Source organism: Streptomyces sp. NPDC051310 (assembly GCF_044455245.1).
In the GTDB taxonomy this organism is placed as follows: Bacteria; Actinomycetota; Actinomycetes; order Streptomycetales; family Streptomycetaceae; genus Streptomyces.
This window is the reverse complement of sequence record NZ_JBITEO010000014.1, coordinates 117,159-137,911: the sequence shown is the minus strand read 5'-3', so window position 1 is coordinate 137,911 and position 20,753 is coordinate 117,159. Positions and strand designations below refer to the sequence as shown.

At 72.7% G+C, this 20,753-nt stretch carries 24 protein-coding genes; 10 read left to right on the top strand and 14 right to left on the bottom strand.

All coding sequences use genetic code 11. The annotated features are described in order from the left end of the window. Nucleotides 1–336: 336 nt before the first annotated feature. Entirely contained in the window at nt 337–510 is a 174-nt protein-coding gene (locus tag ACIA79_RS21625) for a hypothetical protein (RefSeq protein ID WP_399429968.1), read from the top strand. A gap of 202 nt (nt 511–712) precedes the next feature. Here the strand turns inward: ACIA79_RS21625 and ACIA79_RS21620 are convergent, their stop codons facing one another. Continuing rightward, on the bottom strand, nt 713–1,423 hold the full coding sequence (locus ACIA79_RS21620) for a GAF and ANTAR domain-containing protein (RefSeq protein WP_399429967.1): 711 nt from the start codon (nt 1,421–1,423) through the stop codon (nt 713–715). A gap of 347 nt (nt 1,424–1,770) precedes the next feature. After that, entirely contained in the window at nt 1,771–2,229 is a 459-nt protein-coding gene (locus ACIA79_RS21615; RefSeq protein WP_399429966.1) for a MarR family transcriptional regulator, read from the bottom strand. A gap of 225 nt (nt 2,230–2,454) precedes the next feature. Between ACIA79_RS21615 and ACIA79_RS21610 the strand changes: the two genes are divergently transcribed. Further along, nucleotides 2,455–2,895 (top strand): VOC family protein, encoded by a 441-nt coding sequence (locus ACIA79_RS21610; RefSeq protein WP_399429965.1) that lies wholly within the window; start codon nt 2,455–2,457, stop codon nt 2,893–2,895. Between the two features lie 162 nt (nt 2,896–3,057). Here ACIA79_RS21610 and ACIA79_RS21605 read toward each other — a convergent pair whose 3' ends face one another. After that, entirely contained in the window at nt 3,058–3,330 is a 273-nt protein-coding gene (locus ACIA79_RS21605; RefSeq protein WP_399429964.1) for a DUF3253 domain-containing protein, read from the bottom strand. Nucleotides 3,331–3,555: 225 nt separating this feature from the next. Here ACIA79_RS21605 and ACIA79_RS21600 point away from each other — a divergent pair, with 225 nt between their 5' ends. The 3 genes from ACIA79_RS21600 (at nt 3,556) to ACIA79_RS21590 (ending at nt 5,530) form a co-directional block, all read left to right on the top strand. Then, nucleotides 3,556–4,044 carry an NUDIX hydrolase gene (locus ACIA79_RS21600; RefSeq protein WP_399429963.1) on the top strand — a complete coding sequence of 163 codons (489 nt, stop codon included), beginning with the start codon at nt 3,556–3,558 and terminating at the stop codon, nt 4,042–4,044. Between the two features lie 99 nt (nt 4,045–4,143). Continuing rightward, a complete protein-coding gene (locus ACIA79_RS21595) occupies nt 4,144–4,521 on the top strand; it encodes a VOC family protein (protein ID WP_399429962.1) in 378 nt (125 codons plus the stop codon). 268 nt (nt 4,522–4,789) lie between these two features. Next, nucleotides 4,790–5,530: a class I SAM-dependent methyltransferase gene (locus ACIA79_RS21590; protein WP_399429961.1), complete on the top strand. Its 741-nt coding sequence runs from the start codon at nt 4,790–4,792 to the stop codon at nt 5,528–5,530. A 146-nt stretch (nt 5,531–5,676) separates the two neighbouring features. On the opposite strand, the gene ACIA79_RS21585 is transcribed toward ACIA79_RS21590, so the two are convergent. The 5 genes from ACIA79_RS21585 to ACIA79_RS21565 all read right to left on the bottom strand — a co-directional run bounded on the left by ACIA79_RS21585 (nt 5,677) and on the right by ACIA79_RS21565 (nt 8,578). Then, nucleotides 5,677–6,351: a DUF3618 domain-containing protein gene (locus tag ACIA79_RS21585; protein WP_399429960.1), complete on the bottom strand. Its 675-nt coding sequence runs from the start codon at nt 6,349–6,351 to the stop codon at nt 5,677–5,679. Next, complete coding sequence (locus tag ACIA79_RS21580; protein ID WP_399429959.1) at nt 6,327–6,782, bottom strand: phage holin family protein; 456 nt, start codon at nt 6,780–6,782, stop codon at nt 6,327–6,329. Before ACIA79_RS21580 ends, ACIA79_RS21585 begins: the two co-directional genes overlap by 25 nt. Next, a complete protein-coding gene (locus tag ACIA79_RS21575; RefSeq protein ID WP_399429958.1) occupies nt 6,779–7,486 on the bottom strand; it encodes a hypothetical protein in 708 nt (235 codons plus the stop codon). The genes ACIA79_RS21580 and ACIA79_RS21575 overlap by 4 nt, the downstream gene beginning before the upstream one ends. 252 nt (nt 7,487–7,738) lie before the next feature. After that, complete coding sequence (locus ACIA79_RS21570) at nt 7,739–8,101, bottom strand: hypothetical protein (RefSeq protein WP_399429957.1); 363 nt, start codon at nt 8,099–8,101, stop codon at nt 7,739–7,741. A gap of 48 nt (nt 8,102–8,149) precedes the next feature. Next, entirely contained in the window at nt 8,150–8,578 is a 429-nt protein-coding gene (locus ACIA79_RS21565; protein ID WP_399429956.1) for a hypothetical protein, read from the bottom strand. 323 nt (nt 8,579–8,901) lie between these two features. Between ACIA79_RS21565 and ACIA79_RS21560 the strand changes: the two genes are divergently transcribed. Continuing rightward, entirely contained in the window at nt 8,902–9,942 is a 1,041-nt protein-coding gene (locus ACIA79_RS21560; RefSeq protein ID WP_399429955.1) for a vWA domain-containing protein, read from the top strand. Nucleotides 9,943–10,193: 251 nt separating this feature from the next. Here ACIA79_RS21560 and ACIA79_RS21555 read toward each other — a convergent pair whose 3' ends face one another. Then, entirely contained in the window at nt 10,194–10,631 is a 438-nt protein-coding gene (locus ACIA79_RS21555; RefSeq protein ID WP_399429954.1) for a hypothetical protein, read from the bottom strand. Between the two features lie 450 nt (nt 10,632–11,081). On the opposite strand from ACIA79_RS21555, the gene ACIA79_RS21550 reads away from it, so the two are divergent. Both ACIA79_RS21550 and ACIA79_RS21545 read left to right on the top strand, forming a co-directional pair. Then, on the top strand, nt 11,082–11,873 hold the full coding sequence (locus tag ACIA79_RS21550) for an alpha/beta fold hydrolase (protein ID WP_399429953.1): 792 nt from the start codon (nt 11,082–11,084) through the stop codon (nt 11,871–11,873). Nucleotides 11,874–11,974: 101 nt separating this feature from the next. Then, entirely contained in the window at nt 11,975–12,733 is a 759-nt protein-coding gene (locus ACIA79_RS21545; RefSeq protein ID WP_399429952.1) for a DNA alkylation repair protein, read from the top strand. A gap of 41 nt (nt 12,734–12,774) precedes the next feature. Here ACIA79_RS21545 and ACIA79_RS21540 read toward each other — a convergent pair whose 3' ends face one another. Continuing rightward, complete coding sequence (locus ACIA79_RS21540; protein WP_399429951.1) at nt 12,775–13,431, bottom strand: hypothetical protein; 657 nt, start codon at nt 13,429–13,431, stop codon at nt 12,775–12,777. Nucleotides 13,432–13,978: 547 nt separating this feature from the next. On the opposite strand from ACIA79_RS21540, the gene ACIA79_RS21535 reads away from it, so the two are divergent. Both ACIA79_RS21535 and ACIA79_RS21530 read left to right on the top strand, forming a co-directional pair. Then, on the top strand, nt 13,979–16,144 hold the full coding sequence (locus ACIA79_RS21535; RefSeq protein ID WP_399429950.1) for a DUF4139 domain-containing protein: 2,166 nt from the start codon (nt 13,979–13,981) through the stop codon (nt 16,142–16,144). Between the two features lie 7 nt (nt 16,145–16,151). Next, a complete protein-coding gene (locus ACIA79_RS21530) occupies nt 16,152–17,729 on the top strand; it encodes a mucoidy inhibitor MuiA family protein (RefSeq protein ID WP_399429949.1) in 1,578 nt (525 codons plus the stop codon). Nucleotides 17,730–17,747: 18 nt separating this feature from the next. Here the strand turns inward: ACIA79_RS21530 and ACIA79_RS21525 are convergent, their stop codons facing one another. The 4 genes from ACIA79_RS21525 to ACIA79_RS21510 all read right to left on the bottom strand — a co-directional run bounded on the left by ACIA79_RS21525 (nt 17,748) and on the right by ACIA79_RS21510 (nt 20,613). Further along, the gene (locus ACIA79_RS21525) at nt 17,748–17,897 is read right to left on the bottom strand and encodes a hypothetical protein (RefSeq protein WP_399429948.1); all 150 of its coding nucleotides are present in this window, start codon (nt 17,895–17,897) and stop codon (nt 17,748–17,750) included. Nucleotides 17,898–17,907: 10 nt separating this feature from the next. Further along, on the bottom strand, nt 17,908–18,375 hold the full coding sequence (locus tag ACIA79_RS21520) for a DUF6003 family protein (protein ID WP_399429947.1): 468 nt from the start codon (nt 18,373–18,375) through the stop codon (nt 17,908–17,910). 86 nt (nt 18,376–18,461) lie between these two features. Next, complete coding sequence (locus tag ACIA79_RS21515; protein WP_399429946.1) at nt 18,462–18,878, bottom strand: thiol-disulfide oxidoreductase DCC family protein; 417 nt, start codon at nt 18,876–18,878, stop codon at nt 18,462–18,464. Between the two features lie 835 nt (nt 18,879–19,713). Further along, on the bottom strand, nt 19,714–20,613 hold the full coding sequence (locus ACIA79_RS21510; protein WP_399429945.1) for a GyrI-like domain-containing protein: 900 nt from the start codon (nt 20,611–20,613) through the stop codon (nt 19,714–19,716). Nucleotides 20,614–20,753: the final 140 nt, after the last annotated feature.

The window sequence follows — 20,753 nt, the reverse complement described above, 5'->3', positions numbered from 1 at the left end:
GGCGGGGCCGCCTCCGCGCCGTTCCGCACCGGCCTGCACGTTTCGTGTGGAGCTGTGCGGCTACCTGTGTGAGCGGCGAGCGATTCGGCGAACGCCCGCAGAAAGGAGCAGTGCCGATGTCGAACCCTCAACAGCCCGAGTTGCGGCGCAGTGACAAGGGAGCCGGCACCCCGCAGGACAGCCAGTCCCGCAAGGCCGCGCAGCCCGGCACCAAGGGCAGGGGGCCGCGCCCACGGCACCGACCGCGGGGCCAAGGGCGGAGGCAAGGGCGGCGGTACGCCTCCCGAGCAGCAGCCCGACCACCCGGCCTGACCCGCCGCGGACACGCAAGGAGAGATGGTGACCGTGCCCGAGGAGAACCGCCCCAGGACGAAGTCCACCGACGACGTCATCGAGACGCGGGACTCAGGAACCTCCCCCGGGCAGGACAAGGGCGCCTCCGGGCGCACCCTGCGCGAGGCGATGGAAGAAGCCGGACTCCGGCCGGACGACGTGCGGGACGAAGGCTGACATCTCCGAAGCCGGCCCGTACCGGTTGTCCGCCGGTTCCGAGGGCGGCTGGGGCGTACGGCGTGTCCGTAAGAGCCCACCACGCGACGATCCCGGTCCCGGCGGGACCGGGATCGTCGCGTGTCTCCGCGCATCCGCCGGCGTGATCCGGCCTGTCGGTGACCACGCCGTCCGGAGCAGTGGCGGTCCTGGCCGCCGCGCGTCAGTGAGGTCCCCGACGGAGGATGTCGGCGGTGACGTCGGCCAGCGTCCGTCCCGTCCGGAAGGCACGGGCGCGCAGGAGAGCCAGAGCGTCCTCCGGGCTGAGCCCCTGGTGCGCGGCCACCATGCCGACGGCGCGGTGGGTGTCGAACCAATGGGCACGGACCTCCTGCACGGGCTCCCAGGCGGGGGCTTCCCGGCCCGGGAGCAGCTGTGCGCGTACGGCTACGAGAGCCGCCGCGACGGCGTCGGCCGCCTCCGGCGCCTGCTTGAGCGCGTCGTCGGGCAGTGCGTCGCGCTCGAGGCCCAGCAGGTCCATGGTTCCCAGGACGTAGTCGCCGAAGTAGATCGGGAGCGCGTACACGGCCTTCACCTCGGGCAGCTTCTCCCGCATGACGGCCCCGAACAGCGGCCATGGGGTGGGCGGGTGTGCGAGGTCGTGCACGAAGACCGGTTCGCCGCCGGCCGCGGCGCTGATGCACGGGCCCTCCAGGACGGTGAACTGGATCTGCTCCAGCAGCAGTGCCCTGGCGTCCGAAGCGGCGAGCAACTGGCGGGCCGGTGTGTCGGTCAACAGCGACAGCGTTGCCCCGGCCGCCCCGAGCCCATCGCGCACCGCGGCGCACAGGCGCCGCGGAAGCTCCTCCGGCGGGCTGCCCGCAGCGGCCCGAGCCACCAGACGGGCCACCACCCCGTCGGCGCCCGCCGTCATCGGACCGTCCGGGGGCCGGCGGCTGTCACCGCATACCATTGCGCGCTCATGCGGCGGCACCGCGGAACCAGTGCCGCACCCCGATCGACCATCATGCGATGCGGATACCCGCGAAGTCGGGGACGAGTCGCCTTGCCGACGGCCGCCGACGACGCTCCGGGCGGCAGACGCAACGGCCTGACGACCTACGCCGGCGCGGGCGACAACCAGGCCGGCACGGCGCCACAGCCCGGCGCACCGCCGGCCACCCGCCACCCCAGGCCCCGCGCCAGGCCGAGGGCGGCCGCCCCGCACTACGGAGAGCCCGCGCCGGCACGCACCTTCCGGGGGTCAGGCGCCCCGGCCCCTCACTCGGGCAGATCGCCGTCGCCGCCCAGATTGGCGACCATGCGGCGCAAGACGTTGATCGTCGTCACGAAGTCAGCCGTGTCGACCCCCGCATGCACCTGCCGGTGCACACGCATGTTGCGCTCCCTGGCACGCAGACGTCCCGCCTCCCCGGCCTCGGTCAGCGTCATGCCCCCGGACCCCTCCTCCAGCCAGCCACGGGCGACGAGGTCGTCGTAAACACCGTTGAAGTCGATCCCCAGGTCGTCATACCGCTTCAGCCGCTCCGTCAGCGCCGTCCGGGTCCATCTGCCCGGATCACCGGCGACATGGTTGAGCGTCCACCAGTGCGGCTGAGTCAGGTCCTCCACCGCCAGCTGTGCCCGCAGGGCACCGACCACCCGCCGGTACGCCTCGCCGCTCCATGCACCGATGGGCTGGGCAGCCAGTACCTCGTGCGAATACTCCTTGAGCGTCATGCGACGCACCCCCTTGCTGTGATCACCGGATGGGGATCAACGTAGAACCTCAAGCTCACTTGAGGTCAAGGTGCGGCCTCGGTGACGACCACGAACGGGGGCTGCCGGGTCCGCTGCGTCGAGAGGTTCCCGGGGCGGAAGTGGCAGAGAATGCAGACTGTGCCCGGCGGATCGGTCCAGGCCCGGATCCGGCCACCGTGGCCGTACACACCGAGGAGACGCAGCGTGACGATCCAGCGGATGGACAACGTCCTCATCGTCGTCGACGACCTCGACGCCGTCATTGCGTTCTTCGTCGAACTCGGCATGGAGCTGGAGGGCAGAGCGCCCATCGAGGGACGCTGGGTGGAGCGTGTCATCGGACTCGACGACGTCCGACAGGACATCGCCATGCTGCGCACGCCGGACGGCCACGGCCGGATCGAGCTGGCGTCGTTCCGCAGGCCGAAGGCGATCAGGGCCGAGCCGGTGAACGCACCGGCGAACACGCTGGGCATGCGCCGCGTCATGTTCGCCGTGGACGACATCGAGGACCTCGTCGCCCGCCTGCGCGCCCACGGCGCCGAACTCGTCGGCGAGCTGGCGCAGTACGAAGACAGCTTCCGGCTCTGCTACGTCCGCGGCCCCGAGGGGATCATCGTCGGACTGGCCGAACAGCTCACCTGAAGCGCGCGAACGGGTCGGCAACCCTCACCGAGGCAGCCGCACCCCGCCTCGACCGCCGCAGCCCGGGCGAGGCAGCCGCGGGACGGCAGGATGGCCGCGTCCCGGCCGGCGGCAGTGTGACGGCCGGCGCGACATCCGGCCGGGCGATGCCACGCCCGGTTGTCAGGGGGCGCGGCGGATACGGATGGGACCGCGGGCCGTTGCCGGCTCGACGGGCCGGCCTGCCTGGGTGATTTCCACCTCGCCGGCCGCGACCAGCCGCCGCGCCGCGCGGCGGGCCGGTTCCATGAGCGCACGCCAGCCGTCGTCGTCCCCTTCGTACACCGCTCGGGCGGCATCGGAGGGGCAGATCGTCGCGGTCGGGCCACGGCGCTCCAGCAGCTGGAGGATGGCCCGCTCCAGGCGCCGGTCCGTCAGCCGTTCGGCATGCCTCACACCGCCAGTGTCGCACCGGCAGCGAACAACAGGCGGCGGGCCACCGGCGCTGTCCTCGCACGTTTCCCACTCCTCCGCCGCGAGGGCCACCTCGCCGGGAAACAGGAACATCGCGGCCCTCGCGTGCGACACACTGGTCGCCGTACCGGCGAGGCACGTGCCGCCCTGGCCCGGCGGCCGAAGCCGTGCACGCGCCGAAGTCGCCGCACGCGTGAAGGGTCTGCCGTGGACTTCCCCACCGTCACCACCGCACTTCTGGCGCACCTCGTCGGCGCGGCAGAGCACGACGGCATCGAGAAGACCACCGTCGGTGCCGTCATCGCAGCCGAGGACGGCCGGGTGCTGCTGCTGCACCGCCCCGCCGATGACTACCTCGGGGGCCTGTGGGAACTGCCCTCCGGCGGCGTGGACGAGGGCGAGACCCTCACCGGCGCCCTGCGTCGGGAGGTGAGCGAGGAGACGGGCTTGACCATCGAGACCATCGGCCCCTACCTCGGCCACTTCGACTACCGCTCCGGCTCGGGGCGAGCCACCCGCCAGTTCACCTTCACCGCCACCCCGACCTCACCGACCGGGACGGTGCGGCTCACCGAACACGATGCCCATCTCTGGGCCGACGACCATCAGCAGAGCAGAACCTCCCACTCCGTCCAGGCCGTCCTCGCCGCCTGGCGCCACCACCGGGCTTCGCTCGGTGATCCGCAATGCCGCTGACCGCCCCGGCACGCAACCGGCCGCTGGTCGATCACGTGGCCCGTCGCCTTCGAGCACGTGGCCGACGAACGCCCGGACTGCCTCCGTACACTGACGGGCATGGCATGCCGCATCACTGAGCTGGTCCTCGACTGCGCCGACCCCGAACGGCTCGCCGCATTCTGGAGCGAGGTCCTCGGTTACGTGGAACTCGGCCGGGAGGACGACGGAAGCATCGAGATCGGGCCCCCGGGCGCCGGCGGGCCGCAGCCGACCCTCATCCTCAGTCCCAGCAGCACCCCGCGGACCGGGAAGCTTCGACTGCACATCGACGTCAACGCCACCGACCGCGACCAGGACGCCGAGTTGGAGCGGCTGCTCGCTCTCGGTGCCAGGCCCGTGGACGTCGGCCAGACCGGCGCCGAGAGCTGGCACGTCCTGGCCGACCCGGAAGGCAACGAATTCTGCCTGCTGCGCTCCCGGATCGAGCCCCTCTGAGCACATGCGCGTCAAGTCGGCCGGTCGTGCCCGGGTCAGGACCGCGTACGAGCAGCCTTCCGCCGGGCACCCGAAGTCGCCGTCCTTGACGCGGACCCGTACGGCCGGCTCGTACGGGCGGCCGGGAGGCTGTCCGGTTCTTTGTGGCTTCCGCCAGTACGGCGGCCCGCCGGTATGCGTAGAGACTGCCGAGCACAGGCCGCTGCGTGTCCCGGGCGCGGAGGCCGAAGGCCCGGGAGACGGCGTAACCCGAGGGAGGACGGCACAGGTGAACACGCAGCAGTACGACGCGATCGGTGAGGCGTACGAGGGCTTCAAGGGCCTGCCGCTGGAGCAGTACGTGGTGGTGCCCGGCTTCCTGCACATGGTCGGGGACGTGCGCGGCAAGTCCGTGCTCGACCTGGCGTCCGGTACCGGCTTCTACAGCCGGGAGTTCAAGCGGCGCGGTGCGACGGAGGTGCTCGGCATCGACATCTCCGGGGAAATGGTCGATGTGGCCCGGCGGTTGGAGGAGCGCGATCCGCTGGGTGTGCGTTATGAGGTGGGTGACGTGGCCGAACTGCCACCGCTCGGGCAGCGTTTCGACATCGCCGTGGCGGTTCAGCTGTTCAACTACGCCGACGACATAGCCACGATGGAGCGGATGTGCCGCACCGCGCACCGGAGCGTGAAGCCCGGCGGGACTCTGTACGCACTCAACCAGTCGCCCGACTTCCGCTTCGACGGACCGACCCCGGAGAGGTACGGATTCCGCGCCGAGCTCACCGGTGAGGAGGCGGAGACCGGACCGCAGGTCCGGGTCACGGCGCTGCTCGACCCCCCGGTCTCGTTCGTCTCCAACCGTCCGCGCCGCGACGTCTACGAGAAGTGTCTGCAGGCAGCCGGGTTCAGTGAGGTGTCCTGGGTCGCGCTGACGGTGTCGGAGGACGGCGTGCGCGCGTTCGGTGCGGACTTCTGGGCCGACTACCACGCCAACCCCCCGCTGGAGATGCTGCACTGCCGCGCCTGACGACCGTCGGACGCAGGTACTCCCACGCGCCCGGCCCCCCTGAAACCCTCGCGGGGACGGGGGCCGGGTCGTCGGCTGCCACCACATCGACCGGCCCGTGGGAGTGCCAGCGGCGTGTGACACCGTGTCACGCCCAGGTGTGACGTTCAGCGTCCCGTCTGGTCGCGTACTTCGGCGACGGTGTCCTGGCCCGTCCGGCGCAGGCCCTCGGCGGTGTCCTGACCGGCGGACTTCGCTTGCTCCTTGGTGGTGTCCGCAGCGTCCTTGGCCGTGGACTTCACGGACTCGACGGCCTGCGCGGCCGGTTCGCGGAGCTCTTCCTTGACCTCCTGAGCGGCCTGCACCGCCTGCTGCTTCACCGGCTCCAGCAGTTCGTCGGAGTGCTCGCGCATCCGCTGCCCCGCACGCTCCTCGGCGCGGGTGGTGGGCAGCAGCGCGGCGGTGAGCATGCCCGCCCCGAAGGCGATGAGGCCGGCGGCCAGCGGGCTCCCCTGTGTCTGCCGCTTGACCTGCGCGGGTGCCTTCTGCAGGGCTTCGCCCGCCTGGCTGGTGGTCTCCTGGACCGTCCGTGCGGCGCTTGCCGCGGTGTCACCGGCGCTGTCGGCGATCCCGTGCGCGGACTGCGCCATCGTGTCGGCGGCGTCCCGGGTCGTGCCCATCACACGCTCCTTGATTCCGGTGAACTTGTTGCGGGCAGCACCCGCCTTGCGTCGTGCGACCCTCCCGGGCGTCACCTTGTCGGCAAGGAGATCGACATTGCGGGCGAGGTGAGCTCGGCGGTATTCCACGTCGCTCCTCAGCTCCTGGGGTGTCGCGCCCATCGGGCGTCCTCCTTCAAGGTCTCCATGGTCTGTTCGGGCTTGAGGTTGACGGTGCGCAGCCGCTTGCGGCCGGTCGAGTAGAGCACCGCGCCGACCACCGCCCAGACGGCCGTGACGATGAGAGCCGCCCAGGCGATGTCCATCACGTTGGCGAGTGCGAAGATCACCGTGAAGCTGCCGAGCAGCAGCACCAGGTGTCCGGCGTACCCGGCTCCGCCGAGCATCCCCATGGCCTTGCCGGCCTTGGTGGACTCTTCCTTGATCTCAGCCTTGGCCAGTTCGATCTCGTCACGGACCAACTGGGACAGGTCTGCGCTGATTTCGCTGATCAGGTCACCGATGGACGTGTCCTGCGCGATGGCGGGCGGTGGGGGCGGAGTCTGGACGTCCCTTCCGTCCACCCTGCCGCGCTCGGACACGCGTGTGGTCACCGCCATCCTTCATCTCCCGTCCGGGGCGTGGCCGGATATGACGGCGCGGGGGGTACAGCGGGCGGGGGTGTGGTGGGTGGAGCGACAGGCGGGACGGGAGGCGCCCCGGAGACCCCTGCGCCACCGGCACCGACACCTGTCGGGGGCGGCGTGGGTTGCGGTCGGCTCTCCTGCCCGGTTCCGGACGAGGAGTCCGCCGAGCCGGCTGCGCTGACGCCCTTCCCGGCCCGCGCCACGACGAAGCCGGCCAGGGCCGCACCCGCGAGGAACACGCCCGGACGGCGCCGAGCGAAGTCCTGCAGGTCACCGACCAGACCTTCGGGGCCTTGCCGCTCCAAGCGGTCGGCCACCTGGTGTCCGCCGTCGGATATCTTCCGCACCACACCGCCGACACCGGAGTCCGGCTTGCCGTTCTCGCTCATCTCGCGCAACTCGTCGGAGAGCCGGCGGACATTCTCCGCCAGTCGCTGCGTCTGCGTCTGCGCCTGGTCGCGGAGCTGGCCCCGCAGCTCGCCCACGAGATCGCGCGCCTGTGCACCGGCCTCGTGGGTCACACCGGCAACCTGCTCCTTGGCGGTACCGGCCACCTCGGCGGTCTTGCCACCGACCAGTCCCGCGCCCTCGGCCGCCTTGTCCTGGGCAGTCCGCGCCACCGCGCCGGGCGTGCTCTGTTCGCGGCGCCCCGAGTCCTCGAAGCCGCTCATAAATCCTCCAGAAAGGAAGGGTGTGCTCGTCTGCGGCTTCCGCGTACCCGCATTCAAGTCGGGCATTGCAGGAATTATCCTGATTAAAAGATTTTTGCCGGGGGACGTGTATCCGCCGGGCGCACGGAGCGGTGACGCACCGGGGTGTCCGGGCGCGTCGGCGTGGTCGCGCGGCCCCCGTACACCCCGTGAGGGGCCGCACCGGGGCGTCACGGCCGTCACGCCGTCCGTGACCAGGAAGGGACGCACAACTCAATCGCTGCGATGCCCCAGACGGCCGGCCTTGTACCAGGCGGCGAGCCATGCCACTTCCTTGGCGGCGTCCATCAGGTACGTGGCCCGGATCCGGCCCTTGGGTACGTACACGACGTCGACGAGCAGAAGGGTCAGCGCCGTGCCGACACCCGTACGGCGGGCGTGCCGCATGCCCTCGTCGTCGGCGGCGGCGCGCAGCATGCTCCAGCCGGCCGCCACCAGAAGACCGCCGGTGGTCTTCTGCAGCCAGTCATCGGCCTTGGGGCCGTAGACGCGCTCGAAGGTCCGTAGCGACAGCAGCGGCCATGCTCCGCCGATCACGCCCTGCGCACGGGCAACGGCCCTCGGATCCACTCTCATCCTCATCGCCTCTCCTCCACCCTGTCTGCGGAGCCCGGTCGCGGCATATCACTCGCCCCGGGGCAGCGGTCCGACACCGGTGCGCCGCACCGGCCGCCTCGCGGCGTGGCGCCGCCCGGGACCCGGGCCGTTGCGGGCCGCCAGGGCGTCCGCGACGGCTCCGGTGGCGAAGGCATACACCGTCTTGTGCAGGAGATCCACCGCCAGCTCCTTGCGCGGCCAGGTGGAGGGCGGGGCACCGGCGCCGGTCGCGTTCTCCAGGATCTGGTCGTTCGTGAGGCGCACCACGGCGAACTTCGCCGAGGCCACCGGTCCGCGCAGTCCCGCCTGAGCCATGACCGAATGCAGGACGCCGAGCACGGCCGCCTGACCGCCGGGACGTTCGGGCGCGCCGGCCAGTCGTTCGAGGACCCGTCCCGGCACATGCGAATCCGGCCGCCCGGTGACCGCCTGTTCGATCTTCTCACCGAGCGTCATGACGACACCCCCGACCGCCCCTGCCAGCAGCCGCTGCCACAGCGCGCGCCTGATTATGGGGGCCGAGTACCCGTGTCGCCCCTGTTCACCCGTGCTCCCGGGACCACGGGGAACCCGCCCGGTGTGCAGGCCGGACCGGGTGCCCTCGGGCTCCGGGCGGCGGCGCAGCTTCGGGCGGCGGCGAACGGAGCGGCAGGGCGGGGCGGTTGCGCCGGCGACGGGATCGCGCCGCTCCCTGCGGCCTGCCGGCGCCTCGCCCGTGATCGATTGTCAGTGGTGGGTGAGAGCATCGAAGCATCGAGTCGGAAAAAGGGGGAGCACTCATGTCCGGAAAGCAGAACTACATCAATCACGTCGCTCTGGTGCTGGACGCCAGTTCGTCCATGTCGCACCTGAGCCGCAAGGTCATCGAGGTCGCCGACCAGCAGATCGCCTATCTCGCGCGCAGGTCCGGGGAATTGGACCAGGAAACCCGTGTCACGGTGTACGTCTTCTCCGAGAAGGTGGAGTGCGTCATTTACGACAAGGACGTGCTGCGGATGCCGTCCTTGAAGGAGCTGTACCGGGTCGGTGGAATGACGGCGCTGCTGGCGGCCACGCTCAAGTCGCAGCGCGAGCTCGCGCAGACGGCGCAACTGTACGGGGACCACAGCTTCCTGACGTTCGTGCTGACCGACGGCCAGGAGAACGCGAGTCATCGCTGCCCGGACGCCCCCGTCAGGGACCAGCGTGCACTGGTGCGGGCGGTGGCCGAGATGATCGAGACGCAGGAGGACAACTGGACGCTGGCCGTCCTCGTGCCGGATCAGATGGGCAAGCGCGAGGCCATGCAGTACGGGTTCCCGAAGGACAACATCGCCATCTGGGACGCCACGAGCACGCAGGGTCTTGAGGAGGCCGGGCAGGTCATCCAGGAGGCCACCGAGAAATTCATGGTGGGCCGCACCAAGGGCATCCGGGGATCGCGGGCGGTGTTCTCCACGGGTGCGGACGCGGTCAACAAGGACACCATCAAGGCGGCCGGTCTCACCCCGGTGGATCCGTCGGAATACCAGCTGCTTCCGGTCGATCGCGCAGCGGCGATACGGGAATGGGTCACCGAATCCGGACACACGTACCGTACCGGTGGTGCGTTCTATCAGCTGAGCAAGTCGGAGAAGGTTCAGGCGCGCAAGCAGATCGCGGTGCTGGAGAAGAAGACGGACCGGGTGTACACCGGGCCGGAGGCCCGCGCCCTGCTCGGCCTTCCGGACGCGGAGGTTCGCGTCAAGCCGGACCACAACGACGACTTCACGATCTTCATACAGAGCACCAGCGTGAACCGGAAGCTGGTACCGCAGACGCGGCTCCTGCTGATGAACTGAGGGCTTGCGACCCCGTCGGCCCCGCCGCCGGACGCCTCCCCGTCCGCTGAGGAACGCCGCCACCCGGGCCGCCGGCACGGCCCGGGGCCCGGACGTGTTGCCCGCGTGGCGCCCAGCGGGCGGTGCGTGCGCACGCCGGGCGAGCGCCGGATCGCGGCGCCCGGGCAAGCGCAGCGGCGGCACAGGAAGGGCGGGTGAGCCCCCGAGGCGCTCGCCCGCTTGTCGCCGTGCGCAGCCCGGACCGCCCACCGTCAGTGCGGTCGGCGCTTACCGGAGTAGCGCCGGGCGAGCCGGGCCAGGGCCACCGCGCCGACGAGCAGCCCGAAGTCGCGCAGCGCGATGTCGTAGCGCCCGGGGATGGTCAACAGGTTGACGATGATGCCGGCCAGCCATCCGGCCACCAGCCAGCCCCCGAAGCGGGGGGCGAGGGCGACGGCGAGGCCCGCGACGATCTCGATGAGACCGACGGCGTACATGGCGGCCTGGGCGCTGCCGGGAACGATGTCGTCGATCCACGGCGCCAGGTAGGCCGGCCAGTCCACAAGCAGGTGGGTGAACTTGTCCAGCCCGAACAGGATCGGCACCGCGGTGAAGCCGGTGCGCAGGATGACGAACGCCTGGCAGCCGGGGTCGGCGAGCACGGCCCGCCGGGAGGTGGCGCTCGTAGTGGTGGTGGTTACGGACGACATGGCACCCTCCTTCTATCGGCAACTCTCACTAACGATAGAAGCGCGGGAATGTTCTATAGTCAATGGCTCTGTGTTTTACACTGTGTTCGTTGATCACCCGGAAGAGGCACCGCGCGCCGAGGTCTCCGCCGTCACCGCTCCCGGCGAACCGCGCGGTGCCGCCGTTCGCCGCCGTCGCGCACCGCGGACATCCGGCTCGCTCCCTCCTCCCCGGTCCCGCCGAGGTCAGGCGGATGGGCCGCGCGCAACGACGCGGCAGCGATCCATGGGTTCCCCGGCACGGCACGGCGCCCCCGACGCCGACGGGCAGCGGTGGAACGTCCGTACAGCGCCCGCCATTTGAGCTGGCGGGAGGACTACGGTGCCGGCAGGGCGGCCGGGCAGGAGGAACGCCGGAAGGGAGGCTAGGCTCGCTGACCGCTGCCCTTCGATCAAGGAGCAAGAAGAACCATGCGCAGTGCCGCAGTGACCGCGGGGGACGACCGCATACGCTGGGTCGAACTTCCCGGACGGGAGCCGACCCGGGTCTACGTCCACGGCCTGGGCGCCACATCCCCCGCCTACTTCACCCAGGTCGCCGTCGACCCGCGACTCGGTGGCCACCGCTCACTGCTGATCGACCTGCTCGGCCACGGCCACAGCGACCGCCCCACCGACTTCGACTACACCCTGGAATCCCACGCCGACGCGCTCGCCGCCGCCCTGCGGTCCGCCGGCGTCGGCCAGGCCGAGGTGATCGCGCACAGCATGGGCGGATCGGTGGCCATCGTGCTGGCATCCCGCCATCCCGGCCTGGTCTCCCGGCTCGTCCTCATCGACTCCAACCTCGACCCCGTCCCGCCCGACGCCGCCGCCGTCGGGAGCAGCGGCATCGCCGCCCACAGCGAGGAGGAATTCCTCGCCGGGGCCTGGGAATCCGTCCGAGACCGGGCCGGTGCCCACTGGTGGTCCACCATGCGGCTGGCCGGCCGCGAAGCGCTGTACCGCAGCGCCGTCAACCTGGCCCGTGGCACGACGCCCACCCTGCGCGAACTGCTCATCGACCTGAAGATCCCGCGTACGTACCTGCTCCCGGAAGCGGACGGCCCGCTGTCCGGCGCCGATGCCCTCGCCGAGGCCGGTGTCGCTGTCGTCCGGATCCCCGACTGCGGCCACAACATCATGCTGGACAATCCCGAGGCCTTCGTCCGTGCGGCCGCGGAAGCCCTCGCCGGCCCCGCCCCGGCGGAGCGGGGCGCGTGAGCCGAAGGGGGACCGCCCCGAGCGGCCTGTGCCGAGCTTGCTCACCGACCGCGGCCACCCCAGGGTGAGCGCGACACACGACGACGGAGAGGAGCGGACGGGTGGATGCGGCGACGGCCCTCCTGGTGGACGAGCTCTCGGCGGGCCTGCGACGGGCCGGTGACCCGGTAACCGCGGAGAGCACCAAGCGGTACCTCAAGAGTGATCTCCAGCACTACGGGGTGAGGATGCCGGTCATCCGCACACTGGTGGCCGGCACCGTCCGCGCCCACGGCCCGCTCGACCATGCGCGCGTCGTGTCCTGCGCCCGCGCCCTGTGGCGCCCCGAGGTGCACGAGTCCCGGATGGCGGCCGCGATCCTGCTGGAACGGCATGTCCGCCTTCTGGAGGCGGAGGACACGGCGCTGCTGGAGGAGTTGGTGCGTGACAGCCGCACCTGGGCCCTGGTCGATCTGCTCGCCGGGTCGGTCGCGGGCCGGCTGCTGCTGCGGAAACCCGCCGCGGTGGACACCTACCGGCGCTGGGCCGCCGAGGAACACCAGTGGATCCGGCGGTCGGGCATCCTGGCCTTCCTCGTCCCCCTCGGCGACACGGAGGGGTTTCCCCGGTACTGGCACGTCTTCACCGCGACGGCCGACCCGCTCCTGGAGGACCCCCGGTTCTTCGTCCGCAAGGCCCTGGGATGGGTACTGAGGCAGGCGAGCAGGAAACATGCCGACGACGTGTACGACTGGTTCCTGCCGCGCGTCGGCCGGTCCTCCGGTGTGACGCTCCGGGAGGCCGTCCGCCATCTCGACGCCGCACGGCGCGAGGCGGTCCTGACCGCCTACCGGCATGAAGGGCGCGGCGCACCGTCCTGATCCGGCGCGCCCACCACTCCGAGGCTGCGGCGGCGGACCGGTCAGGAGCGGTGGCGCCGGCTCCGGGGCATCAGGCCGGCGCGGCGGGCCAGATCGTCCTCCGCGCCGGAGCCCCGGCGCTTGCCCGGCACGGAGCGGACCACGTAGCGGAAAGGCAGCCCGCCCGGTTCGGCGACCATTCCCCCGAACCGCGTGTCGCCCGCGAACCACACCTCGTTCCCCGGGCGCTGGCCCTGCGGCAGCGGGCCGTCCCATCCGTCCGACGGGACCGGGAAGGAACAGTGGCTCTGCCCGTCGGGCTGCAGCAGCACCACCCGGCCGTCCGTGCCCCACCGCCGGCCCCGGGCCCGCTCGCCCCCGGCAGCGACCACCCGGACGTCCTGCGTGCGCACGGGCCATATCTGCCAGCCGTAGGTGCTCATGACCAAACGCTCCCGGCGCCGCGCCCGGTGCCAGAGCAGCGTCAGGCCGGCCGTCGAGGCGATGACAGGAGCCAGGCACGCGGCGGTGACCGTACCCGGCACCGAGCCCGGGCCGGCCACCACGAGTACGGCTGCCAGCAGCGCGACCTCGGCGGTCAGGGCCAGCACGCCCCACCGCCGGCCGCGCTCACGGCGGCGCAGGACGTCCTCGACGCCGGGCGTGTCCACCGCCACGCCGGGCAGCACCTCGTAGCCGTACTCCAGAGCGATCAACACGTGCTCCCGTCTCGGTGTGGCCGCAGGAAGCGCGGCGCCGTCGGAAGGGCGTTCGGCGGCAGCCGGTACCGCCTTCGTCCCGGCCGGCAGGAGCCTACTGGCCGCGCGGCGGCCGTTCCCAGCCGTACGGCCCTCGCTCCGAGCTGTACGGCTGATGCGCCCGGCCCGCCACTCGGATGGGGCCCGCCTGGATACGCCGCCCGGAGCGGCACGCGAACACTGGGGCGGAGCGGGGATGACGTCGACCGGGATGGGGCGGTTGCTCGCCTCCTGACCCGCGCTGCGCCACTCGGCCGAAGACGGTCGTCGCAGGAGAGGCGTCACCCGCCGGGTCTCCTGCCCCTGTCCGCGCATCGGCCCTGCTCGGCGTACGGGCCGCCCTGTCTCCGGGCGGCCCGTACGCCGTCACCGGGTCTGGTGACGGTGGCTCACCGCCCGCCGCTCCCCCGTCGTCGAAGGGCGGTGGCTGTCCGCGGGACTCGGCCTGGGCGCGCGGGACCGCGCGGCGTAGGCTTCGCTCAGCACGGACGCGGCGGGGGCGGAGCATATGACGGCGGAGACGGCACAACGGTGGGCATCGACCCTCGATTCGGTCGTGGTGTACGCGCAGGGCGCGGTCTGCCGCCGCCGGGCCCGCGTCGGCGTGCCGCCGGACGGCCGGGTGCGGGTGACGGGACTGCCCCGCTCGCTGGACGCGGATTCCTTGCGGGCCCGGGCCCTGCACCGTCCCGGAGTACGCGTCACCGAGGCCAGGGTGGAGGTCGAGGCCGAGCCGCTCGACGCCGGCACGCCGCACGCGGCGCGGAGCGAGTTCGAGCGGCTGCGCGACGCCTGTGCGGCGGCGCGGGGACGCCGGGACCGGCAGCTGCGGCTGATCGAGGAGATCAGCGCCCTGCACCCGGTCCCGCCGCCCCGCAGGCGCGAGGACCCGCACCGCCGCACTCCCGCCGACGCGTGGCTGGAGCTCGCCGACTTCGTCGACGAGCGGCTGACCGGGCTGCACGCCCGGCTGGTCGAGCTGGAGGAGGAACTGCGCGGCCTCGAGCACGAGCTCGGTATCGCCGCGGACCGGCTGGCCCGCGCCTCCAGCGACGCGCCGTCGGCCCACGTGCAGACCACGGTCTGCGCGGTCCTGACCCTCGACGTCACCGGCGCCGGTGACGTGCAGGGGGAGCCGGAACTGGAACTGGAGCTGGAGTACGGCGTCCCGGGCGCCGTCTGGGTGCCGGCCTACCGCCTCACCCACCGTCAGGGGGACGGCACCGGCCGCCTGGTGCTGCGCGCGTCGGTCGCCCAGCGCACCGGTGCGGACTGGAGCGGTGTCCGCATCGGGCTGGCCACCGCCGACCTGCGGCGCCGCACCGACCTGCCGAGGCTGCGCTCGATCCGCATCGGGCGCCGTCAGCCGGACCCGGCGCCGTCCGGCTGGCGGGAGCCCCCGCCGGGACTCGCCGGCCTGTTCACCGGATACGACGCGGCCGGTCCCCGCCCTGCCGCGGCCGCGGGAGCCGTGGCCGCCGGCGCTCTCCCTGTACGGGCGGGTGCCGCGGACGACTTCGCGTCCGGTCCCGTCCCGCCGCCCCCGCCGCCGCCCGCTCCGCAGGCCTACGGCGGAGGTCCGGCCGCTTTCCCGGCGCCCGGCGGCACGGCCGGCCCCCCCGCGGAGACCTTCGGCGGCGGCCTGCCCGCCCCCGCGCAGCCGGTCCAGGCACGGCCGGCCGGCAGGCCGCGTACCGCCGGCAGGGCCTTCGCGGCTCCCGCCGCCCCGGCTCCTGCGGCTCCCGGCCGCGGTGCGCCGCCGCCCTCGCCCGGCGCCCCCGCGGCGCCCGGCCAAGCCGCACCATCGCCTGCGGCGACCGTCGCGCCGCCTGCCGGTCCGCCGCAGCCGAGCGGCACCGAGCTCGACTACGCCGCCCTCGTCCTGTCCGGCCCCGACGACCAGGGCAGCCGCAGGGGCAGGCTGTTCCCGGACACCCCCTTCGACCCGGTGGCGGCCGATCACCGCCGGCGCGCCGAAGCGGTGTCGGCACTGGCGCTTCCCGACCACGCCGTGCGGCCCCGCGAGTCGGCGGGCTCCTTCGACCACCGCTTCGATGCCGCCGCCCGCGCCGACATCCCGTCGGACGGCACCTGGCACACCATCACCGTCGCGGAGATCCCGGTCGGTCTGCGCACCGAGTACCTCTGCGTGCCGTCCGTGGAGCAGACCGTCCACGCGACGCTGGTGATCTCCAACGCCACCGACCAGGCGCTGCTGGCCGGTCCGGTCGAAATCACCGTCGACGACGACTTCCTGGTGACCGCCGCACTGCCCACCCTGGCTCCCGGCGGCGTCCGCCGGGTGGGGCTCGGTCCCGCCGAGGGCATCCGGGTCACCCGCCGTACGCATCTCCTGGAGTCCACCGCGGGCCTGCGCAACAACACCACGGTGCTCGACCACCGCGTCCACGTGGAGCTGGCCAACCGGCTGGCGAGGCCCGTCACCGTCGAGGTCCGCGAGCGGGTGCCGGTCACCTCCGATCCGGACGTCCGGATCGAGGAACGGGCCGACTGGACGGCCCCCGAGGAGGGCGCGGGGCCCGAGCACCACACCCCGGGCACCCGCGTATGGCGGGTCGACCTGCCCGCCGGGGGCACCGCCGCCCTCGACGGTGGCTACGAGATCCGCATCCCGGCCGGCAAGGCCCTGGTCGGCGGCAACCGCAGGAGCTGACACACGCATGTCCACGGACGCCACGTCCACGGCCCCGGAGCCGATCGCCCTCCCCGTCACCGCCGTCACCTGCCTGGAGGACCGCGCCCACATCGAGCGAACCGCCGTTCTCGACCTGGAGGCCGGGGTCCAGCGGCTGCGTCTGGGACCGGTCAGCGCGCTGGCCGTGGACCGTACGCTCCATGCCGAGCTGACCTCGGGCCACCCGGCGTCCGTGCTCGACGTGCGGATCGTCCGCAGCTGGACACCGCGCGGCCCGCGCCCCTCCGCCGACGAGGACTCCGCGCTGCGCCGGCGCGTGCACCACCTCGAAGAGGAGCGGCTCGTGCAGGGGCAGCGCCGGGACCGGCTGCACGCCCGCCTGGACCTGCTCGGCCGCCTCGCCGCCGACCTGCTGCGCGAGATCGGCGAGGGAGCGGGCCGCGGGGAGACCGAGCGGTCCCGCTGGGCCCGCGAACTGGACCGGGTGGACGGTGAACGCGACGCGTACGGCGAGGAACTGCGCGCCGTGGACGCCCGCCTGGCCGCCCTCGACGCCGAACTGAGGGAGGCCCGGCGGGCCATGGACCTCTCCGAGCACGAGCCGGCCGAGCTGGTCGGTCATGTCGAGCTCACCGTGGAGGCGACGGCCGCGGGACCGGCCGGACTGCGGCTGAGCCACCTCACCCCGTGCGCCCTGTGGCGGCCCGCCTACCGCGCCGTGCTCGACGGGGATTCCCTGACGCTGGAGACCGACGCGATGGTCTGGCAGCGCACCGGGGAGGACTGGTCGGACGTACGGCTGACGCTGTCGACCGCCCGGTCGGCGCTTGCCGGCGACCCGCCCCGGCTGAGTGAGGACCGGCTGACGCTCACGGACCGCTCCCCGGCGGAGCGCCGCACGGTCGACGTCGAGCTGCGGGAGGAAGAGATCGGTGACCTCGGCCCCGCCCCGGTCCTCGGACTGCCGGGGGTGGACGACGGCGGCGAGGTGCGGGTGCTGCACGCCTCCGCGCCGGTCCGCGTACCCGCGGACGGCCGCGCCCACCGGGTGCCGCTGTCGGCCTTCACGACGGCCGCGCGCAGCGAGTACGTCTGCACACCCGAGCTGTCCCCGCTGGTCACCCAGGTGGTGCGGGGCGACAACCAGTCCGGCCACGCACTGCTCGCCGGGCCCGTGGACCTGATCCGCGGCAGCGGATTCACCGGCCGCGGCACGCTGGACTTCACCGCCCCGGGCGCCCCCGTCGAGCTCGCCTTCGGCAGCAGCGACGACTACCGGGTCGTCCGGCTGACCGAGGAGTCCCGCGAATCCGGCGGGCTCACCCAGCGGACCGTGATCACCCGCACGGTCCGGCTGCACCTGTCCCGGTTCTCCGCCCCGGGAGAACGGGAGGAACGGGTGGTCCTCCTCCGCGAACGCATCCCGGTCTCCGAGGTGTCGGCCGTGGACGTACGCCTGCGCAAGGAAGTGTGCGCCCCGGCGCCCGACGTGCTCGACACGGAAGGAATCGCCCGCTGGGACGTCACCCTCCCGCCGGGCGGCCGGCGTACGGTCACCCTGGTCTACGAGCTGTCGGCGAGCGCCAAGGTCACCGGGCTCTGAGGTCCCGTCCCCGGCCGGTCAGGACGTTCCGCCGCCGTCGTCCTCGTCCTCCGCCGCGGCGGGCGGGGGCAGGGGTATGCGGGTCTGCCCGTCGATCGGCGCGGGGGTCCGCTCACCGAGCCGGTCCTCGAGCAGTTGCAGCCTGGTACGGGTCTTCTCGGTCGTCATGGTCTCCCCCTCACCGCCGCAGCGGCCCGGACTCCGACGGACGGCCATGCCGCTGGGCCGCGGCGGCGGACGCCACGGTCCCGGGGTCCTCGCCGGTGAGTTCGGAGATGCGGTGCGGCGGAAGCCCGGCGGCCACGGCGCGCGTGAGCAGCTCGTCCCGCTCGCCGGCGCAGTCGCGGTAGGCCAGCAGTTCGTCCTCCAGGCGGGCGAGGGCGCCGGGCGCCAGCGCATGGCGCAGCCGGCTCAGCTCCTCGTCGCTCAAGGGAACGGGCAGCTTCTCCGCGCCCTCGGGGATGCTCCCCGTCTCCTCGGGCGGCAGCAGCCGTACCCCGGCGGAGCCGGCCGTGACACCGTGCGCGTCGAGCCAGGCCCGTACCGCGGGCGTCTCCAGGCAGGCCAGTTCCCCCACGGCGGCGACGGGTACGCCCAGCGGGGGCGCCGAGCCGTCCACGAAGAACAGGTAGGCGTCGTCGGTCATGCTCGTCTCCTTCGCAGACGCGATGGTGGTCTGCTGTCCTCCTTACCCCCTCCGGCGCGACCCACCGCCGCTCCCGCGGCTCTCCGTCACCCGGTGTCACCCTTGTGCGCGGCCTCGGGCACCGCGCACGCCGCCGTACCGCCGGGCATACGGTGCCGGTTGTCGGCCACCAGCCGGTAGACGACGCGGGCGGCCCACCGCATCGGAGGCAGCATGAGCAGCGCCCCCAGCGGCGCCCAGCCCCGGCCGGTGTACAGAAGAATCTTCGCCACCGCCCGGGCTCCGCCGTACACCGTGCCGACAGGAGTCACCCAGAGCACTTCACGAGCCGCGCGCTCCGGTGTCACGCCCAGCGCGGGCAGGTCCGCGCGCTGCCACGCGACGACGTCGCAGGCGGGCTGGAGGCGACGTTCGGCGAACGCGACGGACGCCGTGCAGAAGCCGCAGTCGCCGTCGAAGACGAGCACGGGCCGGGCCCGGGTCCGCATGTCTCGCGTCCGCATGTCTCCACTCCGTACGTCTCCGGTCCGCATGCCTCCATGATGCCGGGGCCGCCCTCCGCGATGTCGTGCCCCCGGCGGCCTCCGGGAGGATGCGGCGGGCTGTCCGGGACAGGCGGGGAAACCGTCCGGACAAACCTCTGACCAGGCCGGACGGACGCCGCTTGTCCGGGACGGCTGTCCGCCGTTGCCTGCGGCTGCCCGGGGTCAGCACCATCGGAACCGCTGCACGCCACCGGCGCACCGATCGCCGGGAACGCGGCGAAGCCGACAACGACGCGCAGAGCGTGACGAACGAAGCGCCGGACTGGACACCGTCGGACATCGGCCCCTTGGCCTGCTACGACGACAACGTCGTGAACGGCCCCGGGGGTACCAGCGTGAGGAATTCCATCTGGCTCAGGAACGGACCCAACGCGGGCTGTGGCAACTCCAGCGGCTACTCGCTGCCCGTGGGGACGCGGCTCGGCGGCTGGTGCTACACGTACAACGAGTCGGGGAACAAGTGGTACTACGTCAGCGTGGGGGGCGCGGCTCCGCATGGCTGGAAACTCGGGCAACGTCACGTCGGGGGGACGCGAGCTCCATCACCACGCCCTGCTCCTGAGGTGACATGAGCAAGGCCCGGAGCGGCTGGCCGCTTCGGTCAGGGGTCTGCCCGGTCCGGCCGGGCAGACCCCTGACCGCCGGAAGGGTTCGGGGGATGAGGGGTCCGTCAGGTCCCCACGACGGCTTCGAGCGGGCTCGGAGCGGCTGCCCGGCGCGCCGTCGGTCGGCGGGCCGACCAGACCGGCGCACCTCCGCCGGACGGGGTCCGGTCACTTTGCCCCCGATGTGCTCAGCCGCTCGCGTCGACGTGCCGTTCGAGCGGCCGTGCGTGCTCCCGCTCCACCGGAAGCCACAGCTCGGCGTCCGCTTCGGTCCCGTCGGCCGACAGGAGCGTGCGCAGGATTTCGGGTCCCGGGCGGCTGCGGTACGGATTGGACGGGAACCACTCCACGAACACCTCCCGCCACAGCTCCTGGATGGCCTGAGGTGCCGGCCCGGAGGCGGTGAAGACCGCCCACGTACCGGCGGGGACGGCCAGGGCAGTGGTGCCCGCGAAGGCAGGCGCGTCGGTGACGACCCCGTGGTAGTAGTCGAGTTCGGTGCCCTCCGCGCGGCTCGGGTCCAGGTCGTCGCAGACCGCGACGATGCCGTGGGGCTCCTGGTCCGACAGCTTCTCCAGACGTTCGAGGGTCTGCGGGTCGATCCCGCGGACGAAGTCGATGATCGCCTGGTTCGGTCCTGTGTGCACCAGTGGCACGCGGGCCTTGGGCCCGATGACGGTGAAAGTTGGGCGGTCCACTATGCGGTAGCGCATGCTGCTGCTCCCTTCGACGATGAGTCGGAAGGACAACCGGTGCTGGGAGACGAGGGCGGCGCCGGTACGCCGGGCTTCGCCCGGTCCGACTCCGTGCACCGAGCGGAACGCCCGCGCGAACGCCTCGCCCGAGCCGTATCCGTACCGCACGGCGATCCCCAGGAGCGCTTCCCGCCCCGCGAGCACCTCGGCGCCCGCGACGGTGAGTCGACGGCGCCGGATGTACTCCGAGAGCGGCATCCCCGCGAGCGCGGAGAACATCCGGCGCAGGTGGTACTCCGAAGTCGCCGCGATGCGCGCCAGCACAGCCACGTCGATCGACTGGTCGAGGTGGTTCTCGATGTGCTCCATGGCCTGGTTGAGCCGCTCCAGCACGTCCGGTCTCCTTCCTGCTTGCCGTCCCCACGCTAGGCGCCACGCATCCGGCGGGACCCGACATCCTGTGCCCGATGATGTCGGGTGCGCCGAGGGGCACCGTGCACGGGCGTCCGGCAATCACCAGGGGGTTGCCGCCC

Bases quoted from the DNA above. Each gene is read 5' to 3' on its own strand.
- ACIA79_RS21625 (WP_399429968.1), top strand. From the start codon at position 337: ATGGTGACCGTGCCCGAGGAGAACCGCCCCAGGACGAAGTCCACCGAC.
- ACIA79_RS21620 (WP_399429967.1), bottom strand. From the start codon at position 1,423: ATGACGGCGGGCGCCGACGGGGTGGTGGCCCGTCTGGTGGCTCGGGCC.
- ACIA79_RS21615 (WP_399429966.1), bottom strand. From the start codon at position 2,229: ATGACGCTCAAGGAGTATTCGCACGAGGTACTGGCTGCCCAGCCCATC.
- ACIA79_RS21595 (WP_399429962.1), top strand. From the start codon at position 4,144: ATGGCATGCCGCATCACTGAGCTGGTCCTCGACTGCGCCGACCCCGAA.
- ACIA79_RS21585 (WP_399429960.1), bottom strand. From the start codon at position 6,351: ATGGGCGCGACACCCCAGGAGCTGAGGAGCGACGTGGAATACCGCCGA.
- ACIA79_RS21575 (WP_399429958.1), bottom strand. From the start codon at position 7,486: ATGAGCGGCTTCGAGGACTCGGGGCGCCGCGAACAGAGCACGCCCGGC.
- ACIA79_RS21570 (WP_399429957.1), bottom strand. From the start codon at position 8,101: ATGAGAGTGGATCCGAGGGCCGTTGCCCGTGCGCAGGGCGTGATCGGC.
- ACIA79_RS21565 (WP_399429956.1), bottom strand. From the start codon at position 8,578: ATGACGCTCGGTGAGAAGATCGAACAGGCGGTCACCGGGCGGCCGGAT.
- ACIA79_RS21560 (WP_399429955.1), top strand. From the start codon at position 8,902: ATGTCCGGAAAGCAGAACTACATCAATCACGTCGCTCTGGTGCTGGAC.
- ACIA79_RS21555 (WP_399429954.1), bottom strand. From the start codon at position 10,631: ATGTCGTCCGTAACCACCACCACTACGAGCGCCACCTCCCGGCGGGCC.
- ACIA79_RS21550 (WP_399429953.1), top strand. From the start codon at position 11,082: ATGCGCAGTGCCGCAGTGACCGCGGGGGACGACCGCATACGCTGGGTC.
- ACIA79_RS21535 (WP_399429950.1), top strand. From the start codon at position 13,979: ATGACGGCGGAGACGGCACAACGGTGGGCATCGACCCTCGATTCGGTC.
- ACIA79_RS21530 (WP_399429949.1), top strand. From the start codon at position 16,152: ATGTCCACGGACGCCACGTCCACGGCCCCGGAGCCGATCGCCCTCCCC.
- ACIA79_RS21525 (WP_399429948.1), bottom strand. From the start codon at position 17,897: ATGACGACCGAGAAGACCCGTACCAGGCTGCAACTGCTCGAGGACCGG.
- ACIA79_RS21520 (WP_399429947.1), bottom strand. From the start codon at position 18,375: ATGACCGACGACGCCTACCTGTTCTTCGTGGACGGCTCGGCGCCCCCG.
- ACIA79_RS21515 (WP_399429946.1), bottom strand. From the start codon at position 18,878: ATGCGGACGCGAGACATGCGGACCCGGGCCCGGCCCGTGCTCGTCTTC.